Source organism: Rhizobium leguminosarum bv. viciae (assembly GCF_012276115.1).
In the GTDB taxonomy this organism is placed as follows: Bacteria; Pseudomonadota; Alphaproteobacteria; order Rhizobiales; family Rhizobiaceae; genus Rhizobium; species Rhizobium leguminosarum_T.
The window spans coordinates 1-18629 of record NZ_WIEU01000031.1 but is presented as its reverse complement, the minus strand read 5'-3'; the positions used below and the strand labels follow the sequence as shown (position 1 = coordinate 18629).

Genomic DNA, 18629 nt, shown 5'->3' with positions numbered 1-18629 from the left:
ATGACCGCAGCCCAAACCGCCGTCTCGGCCGCAACCGTCGTCAACCTGCCCGCCGCCGAGCCGCTCAAGGCCCAGCGCGATACCAGGCCACTGCGGCTCATCACCTGCGGCAGCGTCGATGACGGCAAGTCGACCCTGATCGGCCGTCTGCTCTGGGACACCAAGGCGGTCAAGGAAGACCAGGCCGCCACCTTGCAGCGCGATTCCACCGGCAAGCAGAACGACCTCGGCCTGCCCGACTTCGCTCTGCTGCTCGACGGCCTGCAGGCCGAGCGCGAACAGGGCATCACCATCGATGTCGCCTATCGCTATTTCTCGACCGACAAGCGCTCCTTCATCGTCGCCGACACGCCCGGCCATGAGCAATATACCCGCAACATGGCAACCGGCGCCTCGACTGCCGATCTCGCCATCCTGCTCGTCGATGCGCGCCTCGGCATTCTGGAACAAACGCGCCGCCACGCCACGATCGCCTCGCTGCTCGGGATCAAGCAGTTCGTGCTCGCCGTCAACAAGATCGACCTGACGGGCTACGACCGCGCCGGCTTCGACAAGATCAGCCACGAATTCCGCGAGTTTGCCCTGTCGCTCGGCGTCAAGCAGATCACCGCCATTCCGATGTCGGCGCTGAAGGGCGAAAACGTCGTCTATTCCGGCCAGGCCGCCATGCCCTGGTACACCGGCCCGTCGCTGGTGGAGACGCTGGAACTTGCCACCGTGCGCTCGTCGCAGACGGTCGGCTTCCGCCTTTCAGTCCAGCGCGTGTCGCGTCCGGGCGAAAGCTTCCGCGGCTATCAGGGCACGGTTGCCGGCGGCTCGGTCAAGCCGGGCGACAGCGTCATGATCCTGCCGTCGGGCATGGTCGCCAATGTCTCCAAGATCGTTACCTTCGATCTCGTCCGCAACGCCGCCGTTGCCGGCGACGCGATCACGCTGGTGCTCGACCGCCAGGTGGATGTGGCGCGCGGCGACATGATCGTCTCGATCGACGCCCAGCCGCAGGTCGGCCTTGCCTTCGACGCGCAGATCGTTGCCTTGCAGCCCGAGGGCATCGAGCCCGGCAAACGCTACTGGCTGAAGAGCGGCAGCCGCCGTCAGCGCGTGCAGGTGCAGCCGCTCAGCCAGCTGGAGCTGAAAACCGGCGCCTGGAACGCCGCCCAGCGGCTCTACATGAACGCCATCGGCAAAGTCCGGCTCGTCTTCGACGAAGCGGCGATCTTCGACCCCTATGAGCAGAACCGGCTTTCCGGCTCCTTCATCCTGATCGATCCGGAGACCAACAACACGGTCGCCGGCGGCATGGTGACCGGCAAGCGCACCGAACTTGGCGGCCTGCACAACGGCGAAGCCCGCGTCATCCTCTCGCTTCCGGCCGACCTTGCCGAGCAGATCATGGCAAGCGAACTCTTCGCCAGCCGCAGCCATGAGGCCGAGGTACGGCGCATGACGGCAGCCGAAGCGGCCGACCTCTGGTCGAGCGCTGCAAGCGATATCTGAAATAGGTAAGGGGCCAGCAAGGCTGGCCCCTTATGCAGGGCCGGATCCGCTTGCTGCGCCCGGCGGAGTCTTCGCGAACGGCGCTGTCGCAAATTTCAGTGATGAAATTGATCAGATCCTCGGACGGTGCGGCAAGCTCTTCACGCCGGTTATTGGCCCTTAGCGGACTTCCGCCGCCTCCAACAGCCAGGTGAGAGAAGCGGAAGTGGGTGATGTTCGCCAGACCGTCTTCAAGTCAGAAACGGCATAATATCTACACCGTCACCAGGAAACACATTGAAGTGCGGATGGTCCCGGAATAGGCGAGCGGCGGCATCAGCGGTTTCCGCCTCCACGACCAGGTAGCCACAGAACTGGTTCTCAGCTTTTTGTACCCCGTCCTTCGTCACGCGTGTCGTCTTGCCCACCATGCCACCGCGATCAAGAATGCATGCAGCATTATGTTCCTCCCAGGCCGACCACTGGGATATGCCGGCAGCATCGACGGCATCCTGCTCGGCTTTAGGCAAGCTTCGGAACGACGCGAGGGCTTCTGGTTTCATGGTGTAGACTGCAAGAAATCTGGGCACCGGCGTTACCTCCATCGGTTTCATCGTCATCAGCTAACATGCCGCGCGTGGTAAATCACTTCTTACAGTGCAACTGGTGGTGCGGCGTAGGATGGCGACTGCGAAACTGGCGCAGTGATCAACAGCAATGACTTTCCCTCATCGATGTGATCGAGCCGCTCTGTGTGCCACTTCCGCTACGCGGCCCCACGCTGCTTGAACGCAAAATTGGCAGGTTCCCCGCTCAATTTTGTGTGTCGGCCTCTACGGCCGCTAAAAAAGTCAGAGTTTGCAGAAAACGGACTTTTTCCATTCACGATCGCTGTTTTCCGCTTGCCCGCGGACCAATGTGGGGCCATTCTTAGGTCGGATCCTGGCGGTGCGGTAAAACGAGAGGTCAGGCCTTGCAACACTCAATCTAGACCTCGAAGCATTTGACGTGGCGCCTTTTCTCGACTGATCCCCGAGCGAGGAGGTTGTCCATGTCCACGCTCTATGTCGACCATCCGCTACAACCGGGCGACCGGGTCCCGAACGTTGTGTTTGATGCGATCTCGCGCGAGGGGAAGATCGCACTTGATGATTTTCGTGGCCGCAGCCCATTGTTGATCGGTTTGTTTCGAGGCCTGCATTGTCCGTTCTGCCGGCGGCATGTCGCGGCCATGGCATATCTCAACCCGGTGCTGCGTGAGAAAGGCGTCCAATCCCTGGCGGTGGTAAACACCCCGGTCGAACGCGCGCGGCTCTATTTCCGTTACCATCCGATACCCGATCTTCTTGCTGCCTCCGACCCGGTACGGGCTTCGCACCAAGCCTTCGGCTTACGCGAGGTCGGGATCGACACGGCCATGGCGATACGGATCGAGCTTCCGGGCGAGTTGCCCGAGCCTATGGGCGTGATGGCAATGGACGAATTTCTCAACAAGAAGGAAGGGTATCAGATTACCGAAGCCGATCAGCAGATGATGACTGCCGACCATGGGCAGCTTGTCGGTCAGTTCCTAATCGACCGGGAGGGCATTGTACGCTGGAGCTTCACTGAAGTTCTGGAGGCTGGGCTCCAGACATTCCAGGCACCGAATTCCCAGGAATTGATGTCGGTCGCTTCCCAAGTCGCACATTGACAACGAAAACTCGCCCGACGCCCAGCCGCCCGGATGGTGCTCACGAGGGTATCCGATAAAGTCCTGAAAGACGCCGCCGACGATGCGACGGGGCCGATGACGGCTCCGCATCCGCTTCCGGCCCGTAGCGGTCAGATGGCTTTCTTCTAGACTTCAGCATTTCCGCGATCTACATTTGAGCTTCTGTGAGCCTGAAATTGAATCAGGTCTCAGCCCCTACACATCGCCCACCCTCACCATTTGCGGTTCGGGCCTGCGCTTCACCGCCATTCAACTTAATTTCACCGTGCAAGCGGGAGGAGTTTCCATGGCCAATGCCCAATGCGCCTGCGGCGCTCTGAGACTGATGCTCAGCGAGCCACCACAATTGACAGCTCTCTGCCACTGTTTGGCTTGCCAGCGCAGAACGGGTGCGCCGTTCAGCGCAAATGCTTTCTACTCGATTGCCTGTGTCGAAATATCTGGAACATCTACAGAATTCATTCGTACCGCCGAGAGCGGTCGCAAGGTTCGAATGCATTTTTGCCCAACATGCGGCTCGACCGTCTATTGGAAGGCCGATGCTGCGCCGTCCTGGATCGGGGTAGCGGTAGGCTCCCTTGCCGACCCGGCCTTCACGCCACCTGCCCTATCAGTCTTCGAACAATCGAAACATAATTGGGTGCAACTTGACGAAACGGTAGAACACTTTCAAAGCCTTCCAATCCTCAAGAATGAATCGACGCCGGAAGGCCGGTAGCGCACCGAACTTCGGCTTTTGGCCTGAAGCGAACGTCGAACAAGACCTACGAGATCCGGGAGATCGTCTACTCCTTCGACAGCAGCCTGTGGAGCGCCTATGAGTATTAAGATCCAGATCGCGAGGGCGCAGCTCGGGACAGCCCTCGACCTGTTCATCCGGGACAGGGATCCCTATTCGGTCCACTCACTCGCCTGTGGTGGCAGTGAGATCGTTGAGGGCTTGGCAAAGGAAGCCGACCTCCCCTCGATTTCGACGCATATCCTGCAGACGATCCCCGACATCGATCAATGGAAGCTCAAGCGTCTTAGGAATCAGCACTGGAACGCCTTCAAGCATTTCTACGAGCAAGACGGCAAAACTGTCCGCGATGACGAAGCCCTAATGGCTGACTTCGCCGACGAAGCCAATGATGCCGTCCTCTTCGGCGGATGGCTCGACTATCTTCTGGTCACCAAGCGGCTGCCAGTTGAAGCCCAGGTGTTTCAGGTGTGGTGGTACGCGACGAATCCGAAAAGCATGAACCCCGATGTCGATCCCTCGCCATGGCAATCTCTCTTTCCGAAGATCGATATGCAGTCTCGGGAGGAGCAGAAACGTCGTCTTAGGCGTGCGGTCGAGAGATGGCGGAATAGCAAAGGAATCCTCCGGGATCCTCGCACGGAGTTGGAACCTCTGTCTCCGAAGGCCTGACTTCAATCTGGCATCTCGGTATGGACATGCTTGAACGCTTCTATGAAAGCCCCCTGCAGATGCTTCGGTGGGATAGATAGGAAGGCGCAGGCGATCGCGGCGAAGGCTTCTATCGCATCCATCGGAGTGGTGAAATTCGTCTCGCTTCGTGCGATTCCAAGGATCTGCATGATCGAGTTGATCTCCTGGAACTCGACCGCATGGTTCAGTTGGTGACCGAATTTATTCCGTACCTTGTTGAGCTGGATGATCCCTGGTCGCACGAAGGATGCGCTGGACTTGCCTGCAGGAAGCATCTTAGCCTTCTGCGCAAAGGTCAGCCGCAGTTCGTCGAAGTCCTCGATACCGAAGAACTCAGTGAGGTAGCTGTTCATAAAATTCTCGACGACCAAGTGCGACCGCAGCACACGGCCAATTGCATCGTGGTCCGTTGAAGCTAACTGGAGGAAGCGAGCGTTGTGCCGATGGAAGTCATCTTCGATCTCTTCCCAGTGAGGCTTCAACACGGCCATCGCTTTATCAATGCCCTCAATCTCGCGCATCTCATTCCTCCTTCTACTCACTTCTGGATCAGGTTAAATGGCTGATCGCCGATCGTCCCGCCAGGAATCGGGCGACTTTATGCTCGCTAACTGGAGCTTCGAGGATTGTCATGTCCGCTTCGAGTTCACTGCTTCCCCGCCAACTGAGCGCACTACTTCCCCCAGTGCGTTTTTCAGCGCATCGACGACGACGCGGACGGAGGGGACGTCTTTGATATCCGAATGGACAACCAGCCAGATCTCTCTTGTCAAAATATGTTCGGTCTCAATGCGCTGGAGACCGCCGGACTCCAGGACGGCGAAATCGGGGAGCATGACGACACCGGCGCCAAGACTTGCGGTTGCGGCCTGAAACTCCAGAACGGACGACCGCACGGCGATCGGCCGGCCGGCGGCGAGTTCCATCAGCCGCAGCTGTTGCGGTGACGTGTTCATAGTTTCGTCGTAACCGATGAAGGTCCAGTCCGACGGTGGAACCGTTTCGAGATAGGTCTTCGATGCGTAGAGATGGAAGCTGGTCTCGCCGAGCTTGACGATGGCGTAATCGCCGTCCTCGGGACGCGACATGCGCACGGCGATATCTGCCTCTCGTCTGTTCAGGGAGGCGAGGCGTTTCTCTCCGACGAGCGTGACCTCAACACCGGGATGGCTTCGCCTGACTGCCGCAATCGGCTTTGCCAGCAGCACGCTTGAGAGAGCGGGAGGCGCGCTGATCCTCACATGGCCACGCAATTCCGTGGCGCTGCTGCGGCCAAGCTGCTCGATTGCCGCGGTCTGCGCCGCGACAAGAGCTGCGTGCCTGGCAACCTGCTCTCCCTCCGAGGTCAAAACGATGCGCCGTCCGCGGCGGTCGACCAGCTTGCGTCCGAGACTGGCTTCAAGCGACGAAACGCGCCGACTGATCGTCGCGTGTTCGACGCCGAGCTGCTTTGCTGCACCAAGCAACGTTCCGGACTGCGCGAGCGCCAGGAAATGCCGAAGGTCGTCCCAGTCGAGTTTTGTTAATTCTCTCCCAATCATTGTGAAACAATAGGGAATTTTCACACATCATGCCATCGCCTAATTTGTGCCCATGAAGGAGCACGAGAGATGACCGACCAAATCGTATGGCTGAATGCCCCAGGTGACGTCACCCAGTTCCATGTTGAGGAGCATCACCATTCAGAACCTCCCTGTCATGGCGAGATAAAAATCCGTCATGAGGCGATCGGAACCAATTTTCTCGATGTCTATCATCGAAAGGGCATCTACCCCATGCCTTCCTACCCCTCGGTGATCGGTGCCGAGGCGGCGGGCATCGTCGACGATGTCGGTCCTGGCGTCTCCATCTTCCAAAAAGGTGACCGCGTTGCCTATGGAGGGCCGCCGGTTGGCGCCTATCGCTCCACCAGGAATATTGCCGCCGAAAGGGCGATCAAGCTTCCGGATGCCGTTTCGGCGAAAACGGCAGCGAGTTCGCTGCTCAAAGGCATGACCGCCTATATGCTGTTGAAAAAGACCTATGATGTGCGTGCAGGCACTCAGGTTCTGATCCATGCGGCCGCGGGCGGGCTTGGGAGCATCCTCGTTCGTTGGGCCAGGTCGCTCGATGCCACGGTGATCGGGACGGCCGGCTCTTCCGAAAAGGCTGCACTCGCCGCATCTTATGGAGCCGATCACCTTATCGTTGGACGAGGCGCCGATATCGTCGCGGAAGTGAAGCGGTTGACGAACGGGCTTGGCGTCGACGTCGCCTATGACGGGATCGGCGGCGACACGCTTCTCAAAAGCATACGCTCTGTCCGCCCATTCGGCATGGCTGTCACCATCGGTCAGGCCGCCGGCGCTATTCCGCCGGTACCTGTCGAGGAACTTCGCCCGGGCAAGGCGCTCTGCCATCCGAGCATCATGGCCTGGTGCGCTGACATCGGACAGTATCGCGAGGCTGCTCTCGCTGCCGTCGATGCGATGGAAACAGGGATCGTTTCGCAGATCGGCGCCGAATATCATTTGGCCGATGTTGCGAAGGCGCACGAAGAGATGGAATCCGGACGCTCGGCGGGCAGTATCCTGCTGATCCCTTGATTGCTCGGAGAAAGAGCGCCGGCAGAATCCATGGACCGCTTTAGGCGCATCCGATCCAGAGGCGAACCGATTTGTGTCCGCGTCTGGCTGGCAGCCATTTATCCGAAAAATGGCATTATGTTATGTATTTCAGAGATCTACAGCCATAGAACCTGTTGCGATACGGTGCCCGCCATCGAGGTGGGCTCTCGGCACAGGCCGAGCGCTCTCCGCAAAACGACGCCTGGCACCGTAGCCGGCGTCAATGACAGGGAAAGGTTTAAAGCTCTATGTCTGCACATGAAAAGCCACTGATCGCGATTGCCGGCGCAACGAGCAAACAAGGGCGCAGCGTCGCCGCGGCACTCCTTCAGAGCCAACGTTTCCGGGTGCGAGCTTTCACCCGGAAAAAGGATTCGCCTGAAGCTTTGCGCCTGGAGAAACTCGGCGCTGAGATCGTCACCGTCCCTCTGGAACTTGGCCTTCGGAAGGACCTCGTTGCTGCATTCAAAGGCGCGGACGGCGCATTTTTGATGACGCCGCCGATCGCCCCGCCGGAGACAATCGAGGCTCCTCTCGGGCAGCAACTGGCGGATGCCGCCGTGGAGGCCGGCGTCGGGCATATTGTTTTCAGCACGCTCGAGAATGTCGACAAGATCACCGGCGGGACGAAGTATGCGCCGCATTTTACCGACAAGGCGCGCGTTGCCGACCATATTCGCGGCCTGCCTATTTCTCATTCCTTCGTCATGCTGGCGTTCTTCTACACCAATCTTCTCGAATATTATGTGCCGCGCATGGAGGGCGATACGCTGCTGCTGCCGATTTATCTTCCCGAAGATTTCCGAGCGCCTTTTGTCGATCCGCTGACGGCAACCGGGCCGGTGGTCCTCGAAATTTTCTCAAACCCCGAGCGTTACAATGGGAAAACGCTGCCGATCGTCGGGGATATCATTTCTCCGCGGGAGATGGTCGAAACCTTTCAGCGTGTGACCGGGCTCAAGGCCGAGTATCGAAACGCTTTCACCAGGGATGGCCTGCTGCGCTATTTTCCAGAGTTTGCCGCCAATGAACTTCTCGTTCGAGAGATTCTCGGGATGGTGGAATATGCTGTCGAATATGGCTATTTCGGCAAGGAGCACGATCTTGAATGGAGCCGTCGCCTGAACCCCGCCACGCTCAACTGGGAGCAGTATCTGCGGAAGACGGGGTGGCGTGGCGATAAACGCTCCTTCGGATTCTAATCACGACGGCCGGATTCCCGGCAATTTAGAAACCTCGGCGACAAGAAAGTCGACGAGAAGCCGAACGCGGGCAATGGCGGCGCGCTCTGGAACGATCAGCAAACTCACCGGAACCGGTAAAGGACGATAGTCGCCAAGCAAGACCTCGAGCTGCCCGTCGTCCAGAAGATCGTGAACCAACCAGAGGTGTGCGGGACCAATGCCGCGTCCGGCGGCAAGGGCTCTGCGCGCCGCAAGCCCGTGATCGACGCGCAGCTTGCCGCTCACCGGGATCATCAGGCTTGTGCCATCGGGAGAGGAAAGATCAAGCTGATCGCTGCCTGCCACATTGGACATTATGACGGTTTCGTAGCGTGACAGATCGGCGGGGCGCTCCGGCCGTCCGTGGACGGACAAATAGGCCGGAGCGCCCACCAACAGCCGATGGCTTTCGCCGAGCGCATGAAGTTTCATCGCACTGTCGGCGAGAGGCCCAAGACGGAGTGCGACGTCGACGCCTTCGCGAACCAGGTCGATACGCTCGTCCGTCAGGTTGAGGTCGACCCGGATGTCCGGATGCTTGTCCTGGAAATCAAAGAGCAGGCGCGTGATGTGCATCACACCGAGCGCTGCCGTACAGGAAAGCCGAACAGCGCCCGCGGGAGCCTGACGGGCATCTCTTGCTTCTTCGGCAGCCTGTTCGACCAGGCGCAATATCTGCAGGCAGTTGGTATAATAGCGGCTGCCCTCATCGGTCAGGGTGACGCGACGCGTGGTTCGGCTGAGTAGCGGCACGCCGACAGCCTCCTCAAGCTCATTGAGGTGCCGCGTCACGGTGGATTGACCAATACCCAGCTCTCTGGCGACCATCGACAGATTGCCGCGTTCGGCGACGCGAACAAAGGTACGCATCCTGTCGAGAGACAGTCCCACCCTATCCATTTTTCAGCACAGTGATCGTCATTCCCTCGGTATGGGAATAATCTGGGCTATGCCTAGTTCGAGCATGCGCCGGCAGTTCGATGGCATATTCCGGCGAGGCGGGCGGGGCCCGCACGACGGATGGATCAGAGGGTGCGCTCAAAGAGCAGCTCATTGTCTTTCGTCCCGGCCACTTCCCATCCCGAGTTCCGATAGAACCGCTCCGCCTTCGTGTTTGGATCGGTTGTAAGCCAGGCACGGTGGACACCGGCGGCTTTCAAAACGTTGCAAGCTTCGCGGAAGAGAACGGAACCTATTCCTTTTCCTTCAAATCCGGGAACAACAAAAAGCGCCCAAATGCTGCCATCTCGTGGATCAGCGGCAGAAAAGCCGACAATTTCGTTTTGCTCTTCCCACGCGAAAATGCCGGGGTTTGCGACGAACCATTCATAGTGAACATCGAGGACATTGGACGGATCGCCAAGGACGTTTTCAGTGACGGATGCCCGAATAGCCTTAAGTCGAGGGACGTCTGAAATGACCGCTCTTCTTAGCAAAGCTCGCTCCATCTTTATCGTCGCAGACCGTACCAAATTACCGCGTCGAGCCGCGTGGGATGATGGAGAAGCCGCAATCGACCTTGTCTTCGCCGGGCGGCTCGTCGCGGACGGCGCGCAGCAGCATATCGGCGACGCGGTAACCGATATCGTAGCGCGGTATGTGCACCGTCGTCAGCGACGGTTCGGTGAACGCCGAAAATTCCAGATCGTTGAAGCCGCAGATGCCGAAATCCTCAGGCACGCGGATGCCGCGCACGCCGCATTCGATGAGCACACCGAGCGCCAGTTCGTCGTTCTGGGCAAAGACGGCATCGACATCAGGAACGCGCAGCAACAGGCGGGTCAACAATTCCCTTCCGAGACCGGTGGTGCCCGCCGCATCCGCGCCGATGGCAAGTTCGGGATCGAAACGGCCGGCTTCGCGCATCGCGGCTTCATAGCCCTCCCTGCGGCGGCGCGAGCGAAGATCCGTGCTGCCGCCGATGAAGGCGATCCTCTCATAGCCCCTCGACAGCAGGAAACGGGTGGGTTCGGCACCTGCCGCATGATGATCAAGGCCGACGACCAGCCTTTCCGGCTCCTGGCTGAGATCGGTGATATGGGCGATCGGACAGGCGGCATTTTCGATCAGCGGCAGAAGGTCATGATAGGATTCGGCACCGGCGATGATAACGCCGGCCGGCTTCTGCATCAGGAAGGATTTCAGCTGGCCAGCCTCCCGATCGGCATGGTGGAGCGTGTTGGAATATTGCACACCGAATTCGGTAGCGCGCAAGCGATCCTCGATGCCGATCATCAGGCCCGCAAAGGCGGGCCGGTGCAAAGCGGGCGTGATGACGCCGACGGTGCCGTTGTGGCGGCCGGCCAGCGCCCGGGCGGCAAGATTGGGGATATACCCCATCTCGTCTACCGTGCGCAGAATAACCTCGCGCAAATCTTCCGAGACGATTTCAGGATTGCGAAGCGCGCGCGAAATCGTGATGGGGCTGACCCCAACCTTTTTCGCCACATCGCTCAACTTCACATGCGCGCCGCGCCTGGCCTTCCGCCCCCGCTCCACTGCCGTCCTCACCGCCCCATTGTATGTCGCCCGCGAGACTCGCTAGTTCTCGATTCGCGATCTTTACTTTCTGAAGAAGAAATAATTTAGAGTCTACTAACATTTTATATTCGCAACAGGATCCGGGACCATAATTTCCGGAAACAGCAGCAGGATCGTCTTTCGGCAAATTACGGGCGTATGCGGCAATCGGATCACTGCTTCCCGCGAATAAGTTCGTTTATTTTCTAATGAAAACATTGTGGAGGAGACGATGCGAGAGAAAGTCGCGCCGGGATCTTCGGAGAGCACCAGTCGCCCGAGCGCATCGGCAGCGAAGATTAAATTCCAGTCATATCTTACAAATCGGCAATATAAACATGATCAAACTTTAATTTGTAAATCCGCAGGGCGGGATCATATGAATCCCGAGCGCCAATTCTTCTCTTCCCCCCGTCGCCGCCCCGACGACTGCGCGTTCCCAAGAGGAATTGGCGCCAAACGCCATCCGACGCCAGGTCCCAGGACATGGAACCACGACGCCATCCAAAGCCAACGCTCTCGCAAGGGACCACCGCCCAAGGGATCACCACCGTGTCACACATCCTCCGCAACCATCGCACCGCAGCCCTTGTCGGGGCAGCCATCATCGCCGGCGCAGCTTGCCTGCCCTTCGCCATCAACGCCTCCAACGCCGTTGCCGCGCCCTCTGATACCGGCGGCATTCTCGCGCCGAGCGGCTCCTTCGCCTCCATCGTCGATGCCGACAAGCCTGCCGTCGTCACCATCACCACGACAATGAAGGCGACCGATGTCAGCGCCGGAGAGCAGGAATCGCCGATGGACGAGCAGTTCCGCCAGTTCTTCGAGGATCAGGGCATCCCGCTGCCGCGCCAGGCACCGCAGAAGCGGCCTTCGCAGCAGGCGATGGCGCTCGGCTCCGGCTTCATCATCAGCCCCGACGGGGTGATCGTCACCAACAACCATGTCATCGACAATGCCGTCGACATCAAGGTGACGCTGGATGACGGCACGGAACTGCCGGCCAAGCTGATCGGCACCGACCCGAAATCCGATGTCGCCGTGTTGAAGATAGAGGCGGGCAAGCCGCTGCAAACCATTGCCTGGGGCGATTCCGACAGGCTGAAGCTCGGCGACCAGATTCTGGCGATCGGCAATCCCTTCGGCATCGGCACCACGGTGACGGCAGGCATCGTCTCGGCGCGCGGCCGCGACCTGCACAGCGGGCCCTATGACGATTTCATCCAGATCGACGCGCCGATCAACCATGGCAATTCCGGCGGTCCGCTGGTCGACCGCAACGGCAATGTCGTCGGCATCAACACCGCTATCTATTCGCCGAACGGCGGCAGCGTCGGTGTCGGTTTCGCCATTCCCTCCGACGAGGCCAAGGCGATCGTCGCCAAGCTGCAGAAGGACGGCTCGATCGATCACGGCTATCTCGGCGTGCAGATCCAGCCGGTCACCAAGGATGTCGCCGATGCCGTCGGCCTCGACAAGACCGGCGGCGCGCTGGTTGCCGCCGTCACTGCCGATACGCCGGCCGCCCATGCCGGCCTGAAGCCCGGCGATATCGTCACCTCAGTCGGCGGCGAGAGCGTCAAGACGCCGAAGGACCTGTCGCGCCTGGTCGCCGACCTTTCGCCGGGTGCCAAAAAATCCCTCAGCGTCTGGCGCGACGGCAAGACGATCGATCTCAACGTCACCGTCGGCACCAATGAGGAAGGCCAGAAGCAGGCGGCGACTGAGAACCCGGACGCCCAAGACCAGAGCACCGGCCAGCCGAGCCTCGGCATCGGCCTTGCCGATCTGACGCCCGACGTGCGCCAAGAGCTCAACCTGCCGCGCTCGATCAGCGGTGCTGTGGTCGCCAAGGTCGCCCCGGACAAGTCTGCGGCTGCCGCCGGCATCCAGTCGGGCGATGTCATCGTCTCGGTGAATGACAGACCGGTCCACAATGCCCGCGACGTCAAGACTGCGATTACTGAGGCCGGTAAGGCCGGCCGCAAGTCGGTGCTGCTGCTCGTCGAACGCGACGGCATCAAGACTTTTGTCGCCGTGCCGTTTGGGGCTGCCTGACGGTGGCCTGAGCTTTGCCGCAAAACAGGAAAGCCTGCCTGAGGCGGGCTTTTCGACGGACGGAGCGGAGACACCAGAAGCCAAGCACCGCTCAGTCGGCAAAGATCTATAGGGCGCCGTCCGCCCCTCTATCTCCTGCTCAGGGAGATTTCAGCTTCGTCCGCTTTGCACGCCTATGAAATTTGCCTGTTTGGCGGTTTGCCTCTTGCTGCTTTATCGCGTCGGAGTGGCTGCGTTGCGCGGCCTCCAATTGCTGCCGCGTCGGGAGGTCATGGTCATAGGTGGAAGCACTGAATGCCGTCGCGTTATCGAACGGATCTTTGTGTGGACGCGCCAGACCATAGGCGGCACTATCGATCCCCTCCTCCGCTGACGATGACCGCGCTTGACGCGCCTGCGCTATGAGATCGTCTGCAGTCGGGCTTAAGGTTGCGATTTTCCGCAAGAAAGCGATGATTTTGCTTTTCCTGGCCCTCTCCTTTTGATCGGCGTGAATCCCAGACATGTCTTCTTCCTTGTTCGTCATGTCATCACGACGATCGATCGGGGTTGCCGGCGACATCGCCGCAGGCCCGTTCACGGGATCTCGGATACTCGTTCAGGCAGCCTGGTTTTGGGAAAGCGGTAGGCCGGCGGCCGCAGCGGTGCGTCCGCACGCCCGGACGCCGTATACCGCGCGATCCGATGGGCTTTCACCGGGGCACCGCCGTCATCCTGCCATCGGGCAAAGGAGGCGTCTTCCATTGCTTGCGGAAGTGGGCCTGAACTCAACTGTGTCGCGAGATACATTTTCAGCGACGACCTCAACGCGGCCTCATCGACGATGCCCATCTGGAAACAACCGATGAGGAAACTTGTGGCGGTGATCTCACCCTCATCGGCCGCGTGGGTTTCGCCGCCGCGAAAGCCGGCCTTTCGCAGGATACGATCGAGCATTCTCAAATTGGCGATATCGAAAAACTGATCTGATGTGGAAGACATGGCGTCCTCCTTCGTTGGGGCTAGGGTTGACTGGCGGCAGATTTCCTGCCGCGCCCCAAGCAGCGGTGCCCGTATCGTGCCCGCCGATAAATTAGCTTGCGCTTATTGCCGGCTGACCGCAACCTCATTCGCGGCGGCCATTGATAATGGCGTGGCGGAACCCATTTTAGCTATAGGAGGATTCGCATCATGCAGTTCAACGATGAAGCGACCCTCACAAAGCCGTCGGCATTGCCGGTGGAAAGGCGTGCGCTGGTCGATCACTTGCGAGAGGCGGTCGCGCGCCTGACGCACGGGCTGGCAGCCGCCGGATTGGTGGAATTCGTGCCGCCTCTGCTGGAGATCAACAAAGTTCTCCGCGATATGACGGACGAAATTTCCCGTGCGGATTCGCTCTATTCCGATGAGGTTATCACGGGTACGATGCGCTTGATCAAGACATCGGAAGCTTTGCTTGAAAACCGGGTCATCGTGCAGACCATCCATTGAGATCTGCCGACGCCCGGACATGCAGGCAGGCTGATGGCCAACCATCTGGCATCAAGCTGCTCACTCCCTCGTGCATCCATCATCATCACCGGTGCCCGAGTTCCGCAGGTCGGCCGCGCCCACTTCCAAGGACAACCGCAATGACACTTATTTTCCCCAACAGAAGCCGCAGCTTCGACGAAGCGAGAAAAGGCGTCCGCTTCACCGGCTATGACGGCATGTTCGAAGTCCGGTTTCTGGTCGAAGAAGCAGCCCTCGGCAGCGCGATCACCCAGAACTCTTCCGAGGCCGCCTATCTCAATGCCTTTGATGCGGCGCGTTCTTCCATTCAGGAGGCCGCATCGAGAGCCTATCAGCATCGACGCGGAAACAACTTCACGCTCACGGCCGCGGATTTTCGCTAGTCGCGGGGGGAACACCGAGCGAAACGGCCGTCATCCTGCTACTGCCGGATGAGACAGGGGAGCAAAGCATATGGTTTCCACACGATACCGCCCGAAAGACCTGAAGCTGGCGCGTCGCCATATCGTGAAGGCGGCGCATCGCGTTGCCGATCAGGAAATGGTGATCAGGAAACTATTGCGCAAAGGCAGACCCTCCGGGCCGGCCTATGCGCTGCTCAGCAGGCTCTACGACGATCAACGGCGGAAACTCGATCGGCTGAAACTGATCGAAGCAATGGTTGAGGTAGAAGCGCAATCGCGTATGGAAGTGCCCCGCAATCCTGGCACCTCCGCGCCGCCCTTTGCGATCGTGCACAGCAGCGGGATCTCGCTGCCGGACCGGCAATCCGCCACGCCTTGTAGTGCAGCTGATTGGCGCCCATATCTGGTGTAGTGGCAGCTTGTGAACGGGCGCTGCTTCCCGGGGTAATCAGAGTTATCCGGCCCCAACCAAAGGAGGGCATCATGTCTTCCACGGTCAACATCCATTCGTGGAAACGCCTCGCCCAGCATATCGGCAGGTTCCGGTACATCGACTTTCTGGTCAAATCGACACCAGCAATCTGTCTGGCCTTTATCGTCTATATCATTCTCAACGATGTGTTCTGGTAGCGCTGCAAAGACTGTTGCCGCGAGCCGAAGACGCTGCCTATCAAACGAAGTGGATAGCGCGATGCAACTGCGAGAAATGGGTGAACAAGATTGCCTCGCCTTTCTGGCAGGCCACACCCGTGGCCATCTGGCATGCCTGGGCGAAAAATATCCCTATATCGTTCCCATCCAGTATGCCTATGAAAAAGCCCGGCTTTTCGTATTTTCAATGCCGGGCCTGAAGATTGACCTATTGCGGGCTCATTCACCGGCCTGTGTTCAGGTTGAAGAATTCGGCGAAAACCGAACGTGGAAGAGCGTGCTTGTTCAGGGCACCTATGATGAGCTGACCGATACGCCGGCCCGGCATGACGAACGCCTCCACGCCTGGTCTCTCCTGCAGAAGCAATCGTTTTGGTGGGAACCCGGATCGCTTGCCTTAAACTCGGAAAGCGAAGACGGCCCTGCTCCCTCCATATTCTTCGGCATTTCGATTGAGATGGTATCGGGGAGACAAGTGGTTTAAGGTGCCGCCTTCAGACCTGCTGCGCCTCTACCGTCGATTCTCGGCGCGGCTTTGCTGCACGATATATGGAACTCCAAACAGACACGGCTAAGCGCTGTCCGATACCAGCCTTCCCATAGGGGCGCGGATTGCTTGATGCATCTTACCAACGCGGCTTGCTGAAGCAGCATCGCGTTCAATGCCACACGACCACCCACAGGGAAAATGATGACAGACGCACCTGAGAATGAAGCCCTTTTCAACATCACTGGGCACTACGTGCAGGAATTGAAGGCCGTTCTTCAAAGTGAGAGCATTGTCGAAGGCACCGACTACGAAAACAGCGCCTTTAACGAAAAACGACGGAACGAAGGACTGCACCTGCTGCGATTCCACAAGACCGGCACGGCAGCGCAGGCAACGCAGATCTGGGAAAAACATATGACGGCCCGAGCGCATCGATAAAACGGCGCGAAGCCAATTCTTCGACCGATGCCGGCTTGAGAGTGCCGGTTCTCCGATCCTCGTTCCGGAGAGAATAGGTGCTGACATGTCCTGATGTCCGGCGCCACATTGCCTTGAAAGGAAATATCATGACCAATGACACAACGAAAAAGGCCCAGCCTGCCAAAGCGGCCGTGACTGACGGGCCCTACGACGTCATCTACTTCGCGAAGAAACATCGCATTTCCAACGAGGATGCCAAGGACATCATCGAAAAACACGGCGCCAATCGCAAAGAGGCGGACAAGGCCGGCCGGCGTATCAGCGTCTAGGGCAGAATATGGTCTGGCAGGCGCTCATGCAGTTCGTCATCCCAATACCGCAGCAACGTTTGGATGACATTGTATTCGCGACTGCCGGCTTTGCATCTGCTTGCGATGCCACAGTGCAACATCAGTGGACGAATTAACCCTACTGGCTTACCTTAACATCAGCATCCGCTTGAATACATCAGCCTCTATGCCATCGTAGCTTCACGACAACACTTCTGGTTCCTGAAGCAGCTCGCCGGAACCGCAAGCCTGGCCTTTCCCATGGAGAGGCCAGCTTCCATTCTGGGGCCGAGCTCAAATCAAATGGAGGGTATGCGATGAACAACGTCTTGGAATTTCGTCCAAAATGCCCGCATGTCGAAAGCCTGTACGACTGCCGGGAAGCACTTGAACCTGCCGTGATGAAGATCGTCAGCGACGCCATCGGCAAGGGATACACGGCCGCGGAAGCCGCCATGGTGGTTGCCGATATCGCCGACGATTATATCCTCATGCTGTCGCGGCAACCACGGCGTTGATACGCTTTGCGGGCGCGCAACTGTACGGCTTTGCGCCCTGGCGATCACCGAGAGCAAAACGCCTTCCGTCTTGCATCAGTGGACCGCGCAGCAACTGCAGGGGTAGCAGTGGTACAGGAGACGAGACCTGCCGCGCGATCCGCCGGCAAAACCCCTGATATTGCCGGAAGTTCCCGGCAGAGCGACGGCACCACGATCCCGAAAAATTCGCGGAAGGGCCATCGGCACCTGCCCCGGCACGATTGCGGCCGGCACACCAATAGACTCCGGCCCGGGTGAAGATCGATAGGCACACGACAACGCCAACGAAAAACCCCGCTGGAGCAGGGCTTTGAGCGAGTCGGAGTGGAGCTGGCCGGGCAGCCGGCCCAGATCTTAAACAAGATCGATGATTGAAAGGCCTGGCAATAGAACCTCTTTCACCCACATTCACAGCGCTGCTCCGTTTCGCTCAATCTTTGAATCAATGCCGTAATGCGGCGTGAAACGATCAGATGGACAGGTTTTTGCGACCCCTTCACGACTCAGAGCGGTTCAGCTTTCATGGAAGCTGAACCGCTCTGACCTTTTGTCTCATGCAATTCCCGGGGGAAACCGCTTCGCGCTTGGACTAACGCCACCTTGGCTGCCGCGGCGGAGCATTGGCCTGGATTTCATGGAGCGGCGCTCGCGGCCCGAGAAGTTTCTTCAGCTTCTTCTCCTCTGCCGGGCCGATCCCAAACTTGCGGCAATGCTCCGCAACATCGTGCTCTCGTGGGCCGGGAATGCGAACTTGGCGATTGCTCATGCTCTTCATGTCTGTTTCCTCCTGAGAGGAAAACCAGCAGGCCGCCGTTTTGTTCGTTAGGGATGTCTAAAATTTAGGAGTTGGTTTGCGCCGTTTTTGGGGCGAGCAGGAGTACCACCGAGGGACGGTTCCAGGGTTGTGATTGAAAACAAAAAGGCCCGCCGAGGCGAGCGTGGAAGGCCGGGCGCATGGCCTGAGAAAAACCTTGGCCCGGCTCTGGCCGAAAGCGGCAACAGCAACAGCGAACTGAAGGCCCGCATAGTCTCGACGAAGATGGAGAGGTCGACGGGGCCTGACCCGCGCTGTGCTTGGCGAACCGCCTAACTTTAATGGAGCATCAGCATGCCAAGCCTCGCGCAAATGAACGGCTCTTTGCATATTCATTGACCTTGCCCCCAAGTTTTATCCAGTTTTGAGTTCGCTCCAGCGGTTTTTGGTTGCTGTTGTTGGTTCGGTAGCGGCGGGTTGCGGTGCGGAGCCATTTCGGCTGCGCAGCACCGCATCACGTCG

Annotated in this window: 24 protein-coding genes; 15 read left to right on the top strand and 9 right to left on the bottom strand. The window is 59.0% G+C overall.

Annotated features, from left to right (window positions below):
- Nucleotides 1–1497 (top strand): sulfate adenylyltransferase subunit CysN, encoded by a 1497-nt coding sequence (gene cysN / locus GFM02_RS32195; protein WP_131641531.1) that lies wholly within the window; start codon nt 1–3, stop codon nt 1495–1497.
- 230 nt (nt 1498–1727) lie between these two features.
- On the opposite strand, the gene GFM02_RS32190 is transcribed toward cysN, so the two are convergent.
- Nucleotides 1728–2066: a hypothetical protein gene (locus tag GFM02_RS32190; RefSeq protein WP_026265055.1), complete on the bottom strand. Its 339-nt coding sequence runs from the start codon at nt 2064–2066 to the stop codon at nt 1728–1730.
- 461 nt (nt 2067–2527) lie between these two features.
- Between GFM02_RS32190 and GFM02_RS32185 the strand changes: the two genes are divergently transcribed.
- The 3 genes from GFM02_RS32185 to GFM02_RS32175 all read left to right on the top strand — a co-directional run bounded on the left by GFM02_RS32185 (nt 2528) and on the right by GFM02_RS32175 (nt 4601).
- Entirely contained in the window at nt 2528–3169 is a 642-nt protein-coding gene (locus tag GFM02_RS32185; RefSeq protein ID WP_020049049.1) for a peroxiredoxin-like family protein, read from the top strand.
- A 307-nt stretch (nt 3170–3476) separates the two neighbouring features.
- Nucleotides 3477–3908 carry a GFA family protein gene (locus GFM02_RS32180; RefSeq protein ID WP_080646647.1) on the top strand — a complete coding sequence of 144 codons (432 nt, stop codon included), beginning with the start codon at nt 3477–3479 and terminating at the stop codon, nt 3906–3908.
- Nucleotides 3909–4007: 99 nt separating this feature from the next.
- Nucleotides 4008–4601, top strand: coding sequence for a hypothetical protein (locus GFM02_RS32175; RefSeq protein WP_020049047.1), 594 nt, complete (start codon nt 4008–4010; stop codon nt 4599–4601).
- A 2-nt stretch (nt 4602–4603) separates the two neighbouring features.
- Here the strand turns inward: GFM02_RS32175 and GFM02_RS32170 are convergent, their stop codons facing one another.
- Nucleotides 4604–5143, bottom strand: a complete 540-nt coding sequence (locus GFM02_RS32170) for a hypothetical protein (RefSeq protein WP_020049046.1) — start codon at nt 5141–5143, stop codon at nt 4604–4606.
- Nucleotides 5144–5251: 108 nt separating this feature from the next.
- Nucleotides 5252–6163, bottom strand: coding sequence for a LysR family transcriptional regulator (locus tag GFM02_RS32165; protein ID WP_205930557.1), 912 nt, complete (start codon nt 6161–6163; stop codon nt 5252–5254).
- Between the two features lie 69 nt (nt 6164–6232).
- On the opposite strand from GFM02_RS32165, the gene GFM02_RS32160 reads away from it, so the two are divergent.
- Both GFM02_RS32160 and GFM02_RS32155 read left to right on the top strand, forming a co-directional pair.
- Nucleotides 6233–7207, top strand: a complete 975-nt coding sequence (locus tag GFM02_RS32160; protein WP_168323933.1) for a quinone oxidoreductase family protein — start codon at nt 6233–6235, stop codon at nt 7205–7207.
- A gap of 269 nt (nt 7208–7476) precedes the next feature.
- Nucleotides 7477–8430 carry an NmrA/HSCARG family protein gene (locus tag GFM02_RS32155; protein WP_168323932.1) on the top strand — a complete coding sequence of 318 codons (954 nt, stop codon included), beginning with the start codon at nt 7477–7479 and terminating at the stop codon, nt 8428–8430.
- Here the strand turns inward: GFM02_RS32155 and GFM02_RS32150 are convergent, their stop codons facing one another.
- The 3 genes from GFM02_RS32150 to GFM02_RS32140 form a co-directional block, all read right to left on the bottom strand.
- Nucleotides 8431–9351, bottom strand: coding sequence for a LysR family transcriptional regulator (locus tag GFM02_RS32150; protein ID WP_168323931.1), 921 nt, complete (start codon nt 9349–9351; stop codon nt 8431–8433). It lies immediately after the preceding gene.
- A gap of 125 nt (nt 9352–9476) precedes the next feature.
- Nucleotides 9477–9887 (bottom strand): GNAT family N-acetyltransferase, encoded by a 411-nt coding sequence (locus tag GFM02_RS32145; protein WP_168323930.1) that lies wholly within the window; start codon nt 9885–9887, stop codon nt 9477–9479.
- 37 nt (nt 9888–9924) lie between these two features.
- Nucleotides 9925–10914 (bottom strand): LacI family DNA-binding transcriptional regulator, encoded by a 990-nt coding sequence (locus tag GFM02_RS32140; RefSeq protein WP_348644004.1) that lies wholly within the window; start codon nt 10912–10914, stop codon nt 9925–9927.
- A 609-nt stretch (nt 10915–11523) separates the two neighbouring features.
- Between GFM02_RS32140 and GFM02_RS32135 the strand changes: the two genes are divergently transcribed.
- Complete coding sequence (locus GFM02_RS32135) at nt 11524–13029, top strand: Do family serine endopeptidase (RefSeq protein ID WP_168323928.1); 1506 nt, start codon at nt 11524–11526, stop codon at nt 13027–13029.
- Between the two features lie 139 nt (nt 13030–13168).
- On the opposite strand, the gene GFM02_RS32130 is transcribed toward GFM02_RS32135, so the two are convergent.
- Together GFM02_RS32130 and GFM02_RS32125 are read right to left on the bottom strand one after the other, a co-directional pair.
- Nucleotides 13169–13534 (bottom strand): hypothetical protein, encoded by a 366-nt coding sequence (locus tag GFM02_RS32130; RefSeq protein ID WP_168323964.1) that lies wholly within the window; start codon nt 13532–13534, stop codon nt 13169–13171.
- A gap of 71 nt (nt 13535–13605) precedes the next feature.
- Nucleotides 13606–14010 (bottom strand): hypothetical protein, encoded by a 405-nt coding sequence (locus GFM02_RS32125; RefSeq protein WP_168272372.1) that lies wholly within the window; start codon nt 14008–14010, stop codon nt 13606–13608.
- Nucleotides 14011–14199: 189 nt separating this feature from the next.
- On the opposite strand from GFM02_RS32125, the gene GFM02_RS32120 reads away from it, so the two are divergent.
- The 8 genes from GFM02_RS32120 to GFM02_RS32085 all read left to right on the top strand — a co-directional run bounded on the left by GFM02_RS32120 (nt 14200) and on the right by GFM02_RS32085 (nt 17332).
- A complete protein-coding gene (locus tag GFM02_RS32120) occupies nt 14200–14499 on the top strand; it encodes a hypothetical protein (protein ID WP_168323927.1) in 300 nt (99 codons plus the stop codon).
- 140 nt (nt 14500–14639) lie between these two features.
- On the top strand, nt 14640–14903 hold the full coding sequence (locus tag GFM02_RS32115) for a DUF1488 domain-containing protein (protein ID WP_003546348.1): 264 nt from the start codon (nt 14640–14642) through the stop codon (nt 14901–14903).
- 70 nt (nt 14904–14973) lie between these two features.
- Complete coding sequence (locus GFM02_RS32110; protein ID WP_168323926.1) at nt 14974–15336, top strand: hypothetical protein; 363 nt, start codon at nt 14974–14976, stop codon at nt 15334–15336.
- A gap of 71 nt (nt 15337–15407) precedes the next feature.
- Nucleotides 15408–15554, top strand: coding sequence for a hypothetical protein (locus GFM02_RS32105; RefSeq protein ID WP_017959492.1), 147 nt, complete (start codon nt 15408–15410; stop codon nt 15552–15554).
- Nucleotides 15555–15615: 61 nt separating this feature from the next.
- The gene (locus GFM02_RS32100) at nt 15616–16059 is read left to right on the top strand and encodes a pyridoxamine 5'-phosphate oxidase family protein (protein WP_168323925.1); all 444 of its coding nucleotides are present in this window, start codon (nt 15616–15618) and stop codon (nt 16057–16059) included.
- A 207-nt stretch (nt 16060–16266) separates the two neighbouring features.
- The gene (locus GFM02_RS32095; protein ID WP_017959490.1) at nt 16267–16503 is read left to right on the top strand and encodes a hypothetical protein; all 237 of its coding nucleotides are present in this window, start codon (nt 16267–16269) and stop codon (nt 16501–16503) included.
- Between the two features lie 128 nt (nt 16504–16631).
- Nucleotides 16632–16814 (top strand): DUF3606 domain-containing protein, encoded by a 183-nt coding sequence (locus GFM02_RS32090; protein ID WP_168304913.1) that lies wholly within the window; start codon nt 16632–16634, stop codon nt 16812–16814.
- 317 nt (nt 16815–17131) lie between these two features.
- Nucleotides 17132–17332 carry a hypothetical protein gene (locus GFM02_RS32085; protein ID WP_168304912.1) on the top strand — a complete coding sequence of 67 codons (201 nt, stop codon included), beginning with the start codon at nt 17132–17134 and terminating at the stop codon, nt 17330–17332.
- 610 nt (nt 17333–17942) lie between these two features.
- Here GFM02_RS32085 and GFM02_RS32080 read toward each other — a convergent pair.
- On the bottom strand, nt 17943–18128 hold the full coding sequence (locus tag GFM02_RS32080; protein WP_017959487.1) for a hypothetical protein: 186 nt from the start codon (nt 18126–18128) through the stop codon (nt 17943–17945).
- Nucleotides 18129–18629 lie beyond the last annotated feature (501 nt).

Coding starts and splice junctions, on each gene's coding strand:
- GFM02_RS32080 (WP_017959487.1), bottom strand. CDS start 18,128: ATGAAGAGCATGAGCAATCGCCAAGTTCGCATTCCCGGCCCACGAGAG.
- GFM02_RS32165 (WP_205930557.1), bottom strand. CDS start 6,163: ATGATTGGGAGAGAATTAACAAAACTCGACTGGGACGACCTTCGGCAT.
- GFM02_RS32095 (WP_017959490.1), top strand. CDS start 16,267: ATGACAGACGCACCTGAGAATGAAGCCCTTTTCAACATCACTGGGCAC.
- GFM02_RS32185 (WP_020049049.1), top strand. CDS start 2,528: ATGTCCACGCTCTATGTCGACCATCCGCTACAACCGGGCGACCGGGTC.
- GFM02_RS32085 (WP_168304912.1), top strand. CDS start 17,132: ATGAACAACGTCTTGGAATTTCGTCCAAAATGCCCGCATGTCGAAAGC.
- GFM02_RS32100 (WP_168323925.1), top strand. CDS start 15,616: ATGCAACTGCGAGAAATGGGTGAACAAGATTGCCTCGCCTTTCTGGCA.
- GFM02_RS32180 (WP_080646647.1), top strand. CDS start 3,477: ATGGCCAATGCCCAATGCGCCTGCGGCGCTCTGAGACTGATGCTCAGC.
- GFM02_RS32105 (WP_017959492.1), top strand. CDS start 15,408: ATGTCTTCCACGGTCAACATCCATTCGTGGAAACGCCTCGCCCAGCAT.
- GFM02_RS32155 (WP_168323932.1), top strand. CDS start 7,477: ATGTCTGCACATGAAAAGCCACTGATCGCGATTGCCGGCGCAACGAGC.
- GFM02_RS32120 (WP_168323927.1), top strand. CDS start 14,200: ATGCAGTTCAACGATGAAGCGACCCTCACAAAGCCGTCGGCATTGCCG.
- GFM02_RS32160 (WP_168323933.1), top strand. CDS start 6,233: ATGACCGACCAAATCGTATGGCTGAATGCCCCAGGTGACGTCACCCAG.
- GFM02_RS32175 (WP_020049047.1), top strand. CDS start 4,008: ATGAGTATTAAGATCCAGATCGCGAGGGCGCAGCTCGGGACAGCCCTC.
- GFM02_RS32150 (WP_168323931.1), bottom strand. CDS start 9,351: ATGGATAGGGTGGGACTGTCTCTCGACAGGATGCGTACCTTTGTTCGC.
- cysN (WP_131641531.1), top strand. CDS start 1: ATGACCGCAGCCCAAACCGCCGTCTCGGCCGCAACCGTCGTCAACCTG.
- GFM02_RS32110 (WP_168323926.1), top strand. CDS start 14,974: ATGGTTTCCACACGATACCGCCCGAAAGACCTGAAGCTGGCGCGTCGC.
- GFM02_RS32115 (WP_003546348.1), top strand. CDS start 14,640: ATGACACTTATTTTCCCCAACAGAAGCCGCAGCTTCGACGAAGCGAGA.
- GFM02_RS32125 (WP_168272372.1), bottom strand. CDS start 14,010: ATGTCTTCCACATCAGATCAGTTTTTCGATATCGCCAATTTGAGAATG.
- GFM02_RS32090 (WP_168304913.1), top strand. CDS start 16,632: ATGACCAATGACACAACGAAAAAGGCCCAGCCTGCCAAAGCGGCCGTG.
- GFM02_RS32130 (WP_168323964.1), bottom strand. CDS start 13,534: ATGTCTGGGATTCACGCCGATCAAAAGGAGAGGGCCAGGAAAAGCAAA.
- GFM02_RS32170 (WP_020049046.1), bottom strand. CDS start 5,143: ATGCGCGAGATTGAGGGCATTGATAAAGCGATGGCCGTGTTGAAGCCT.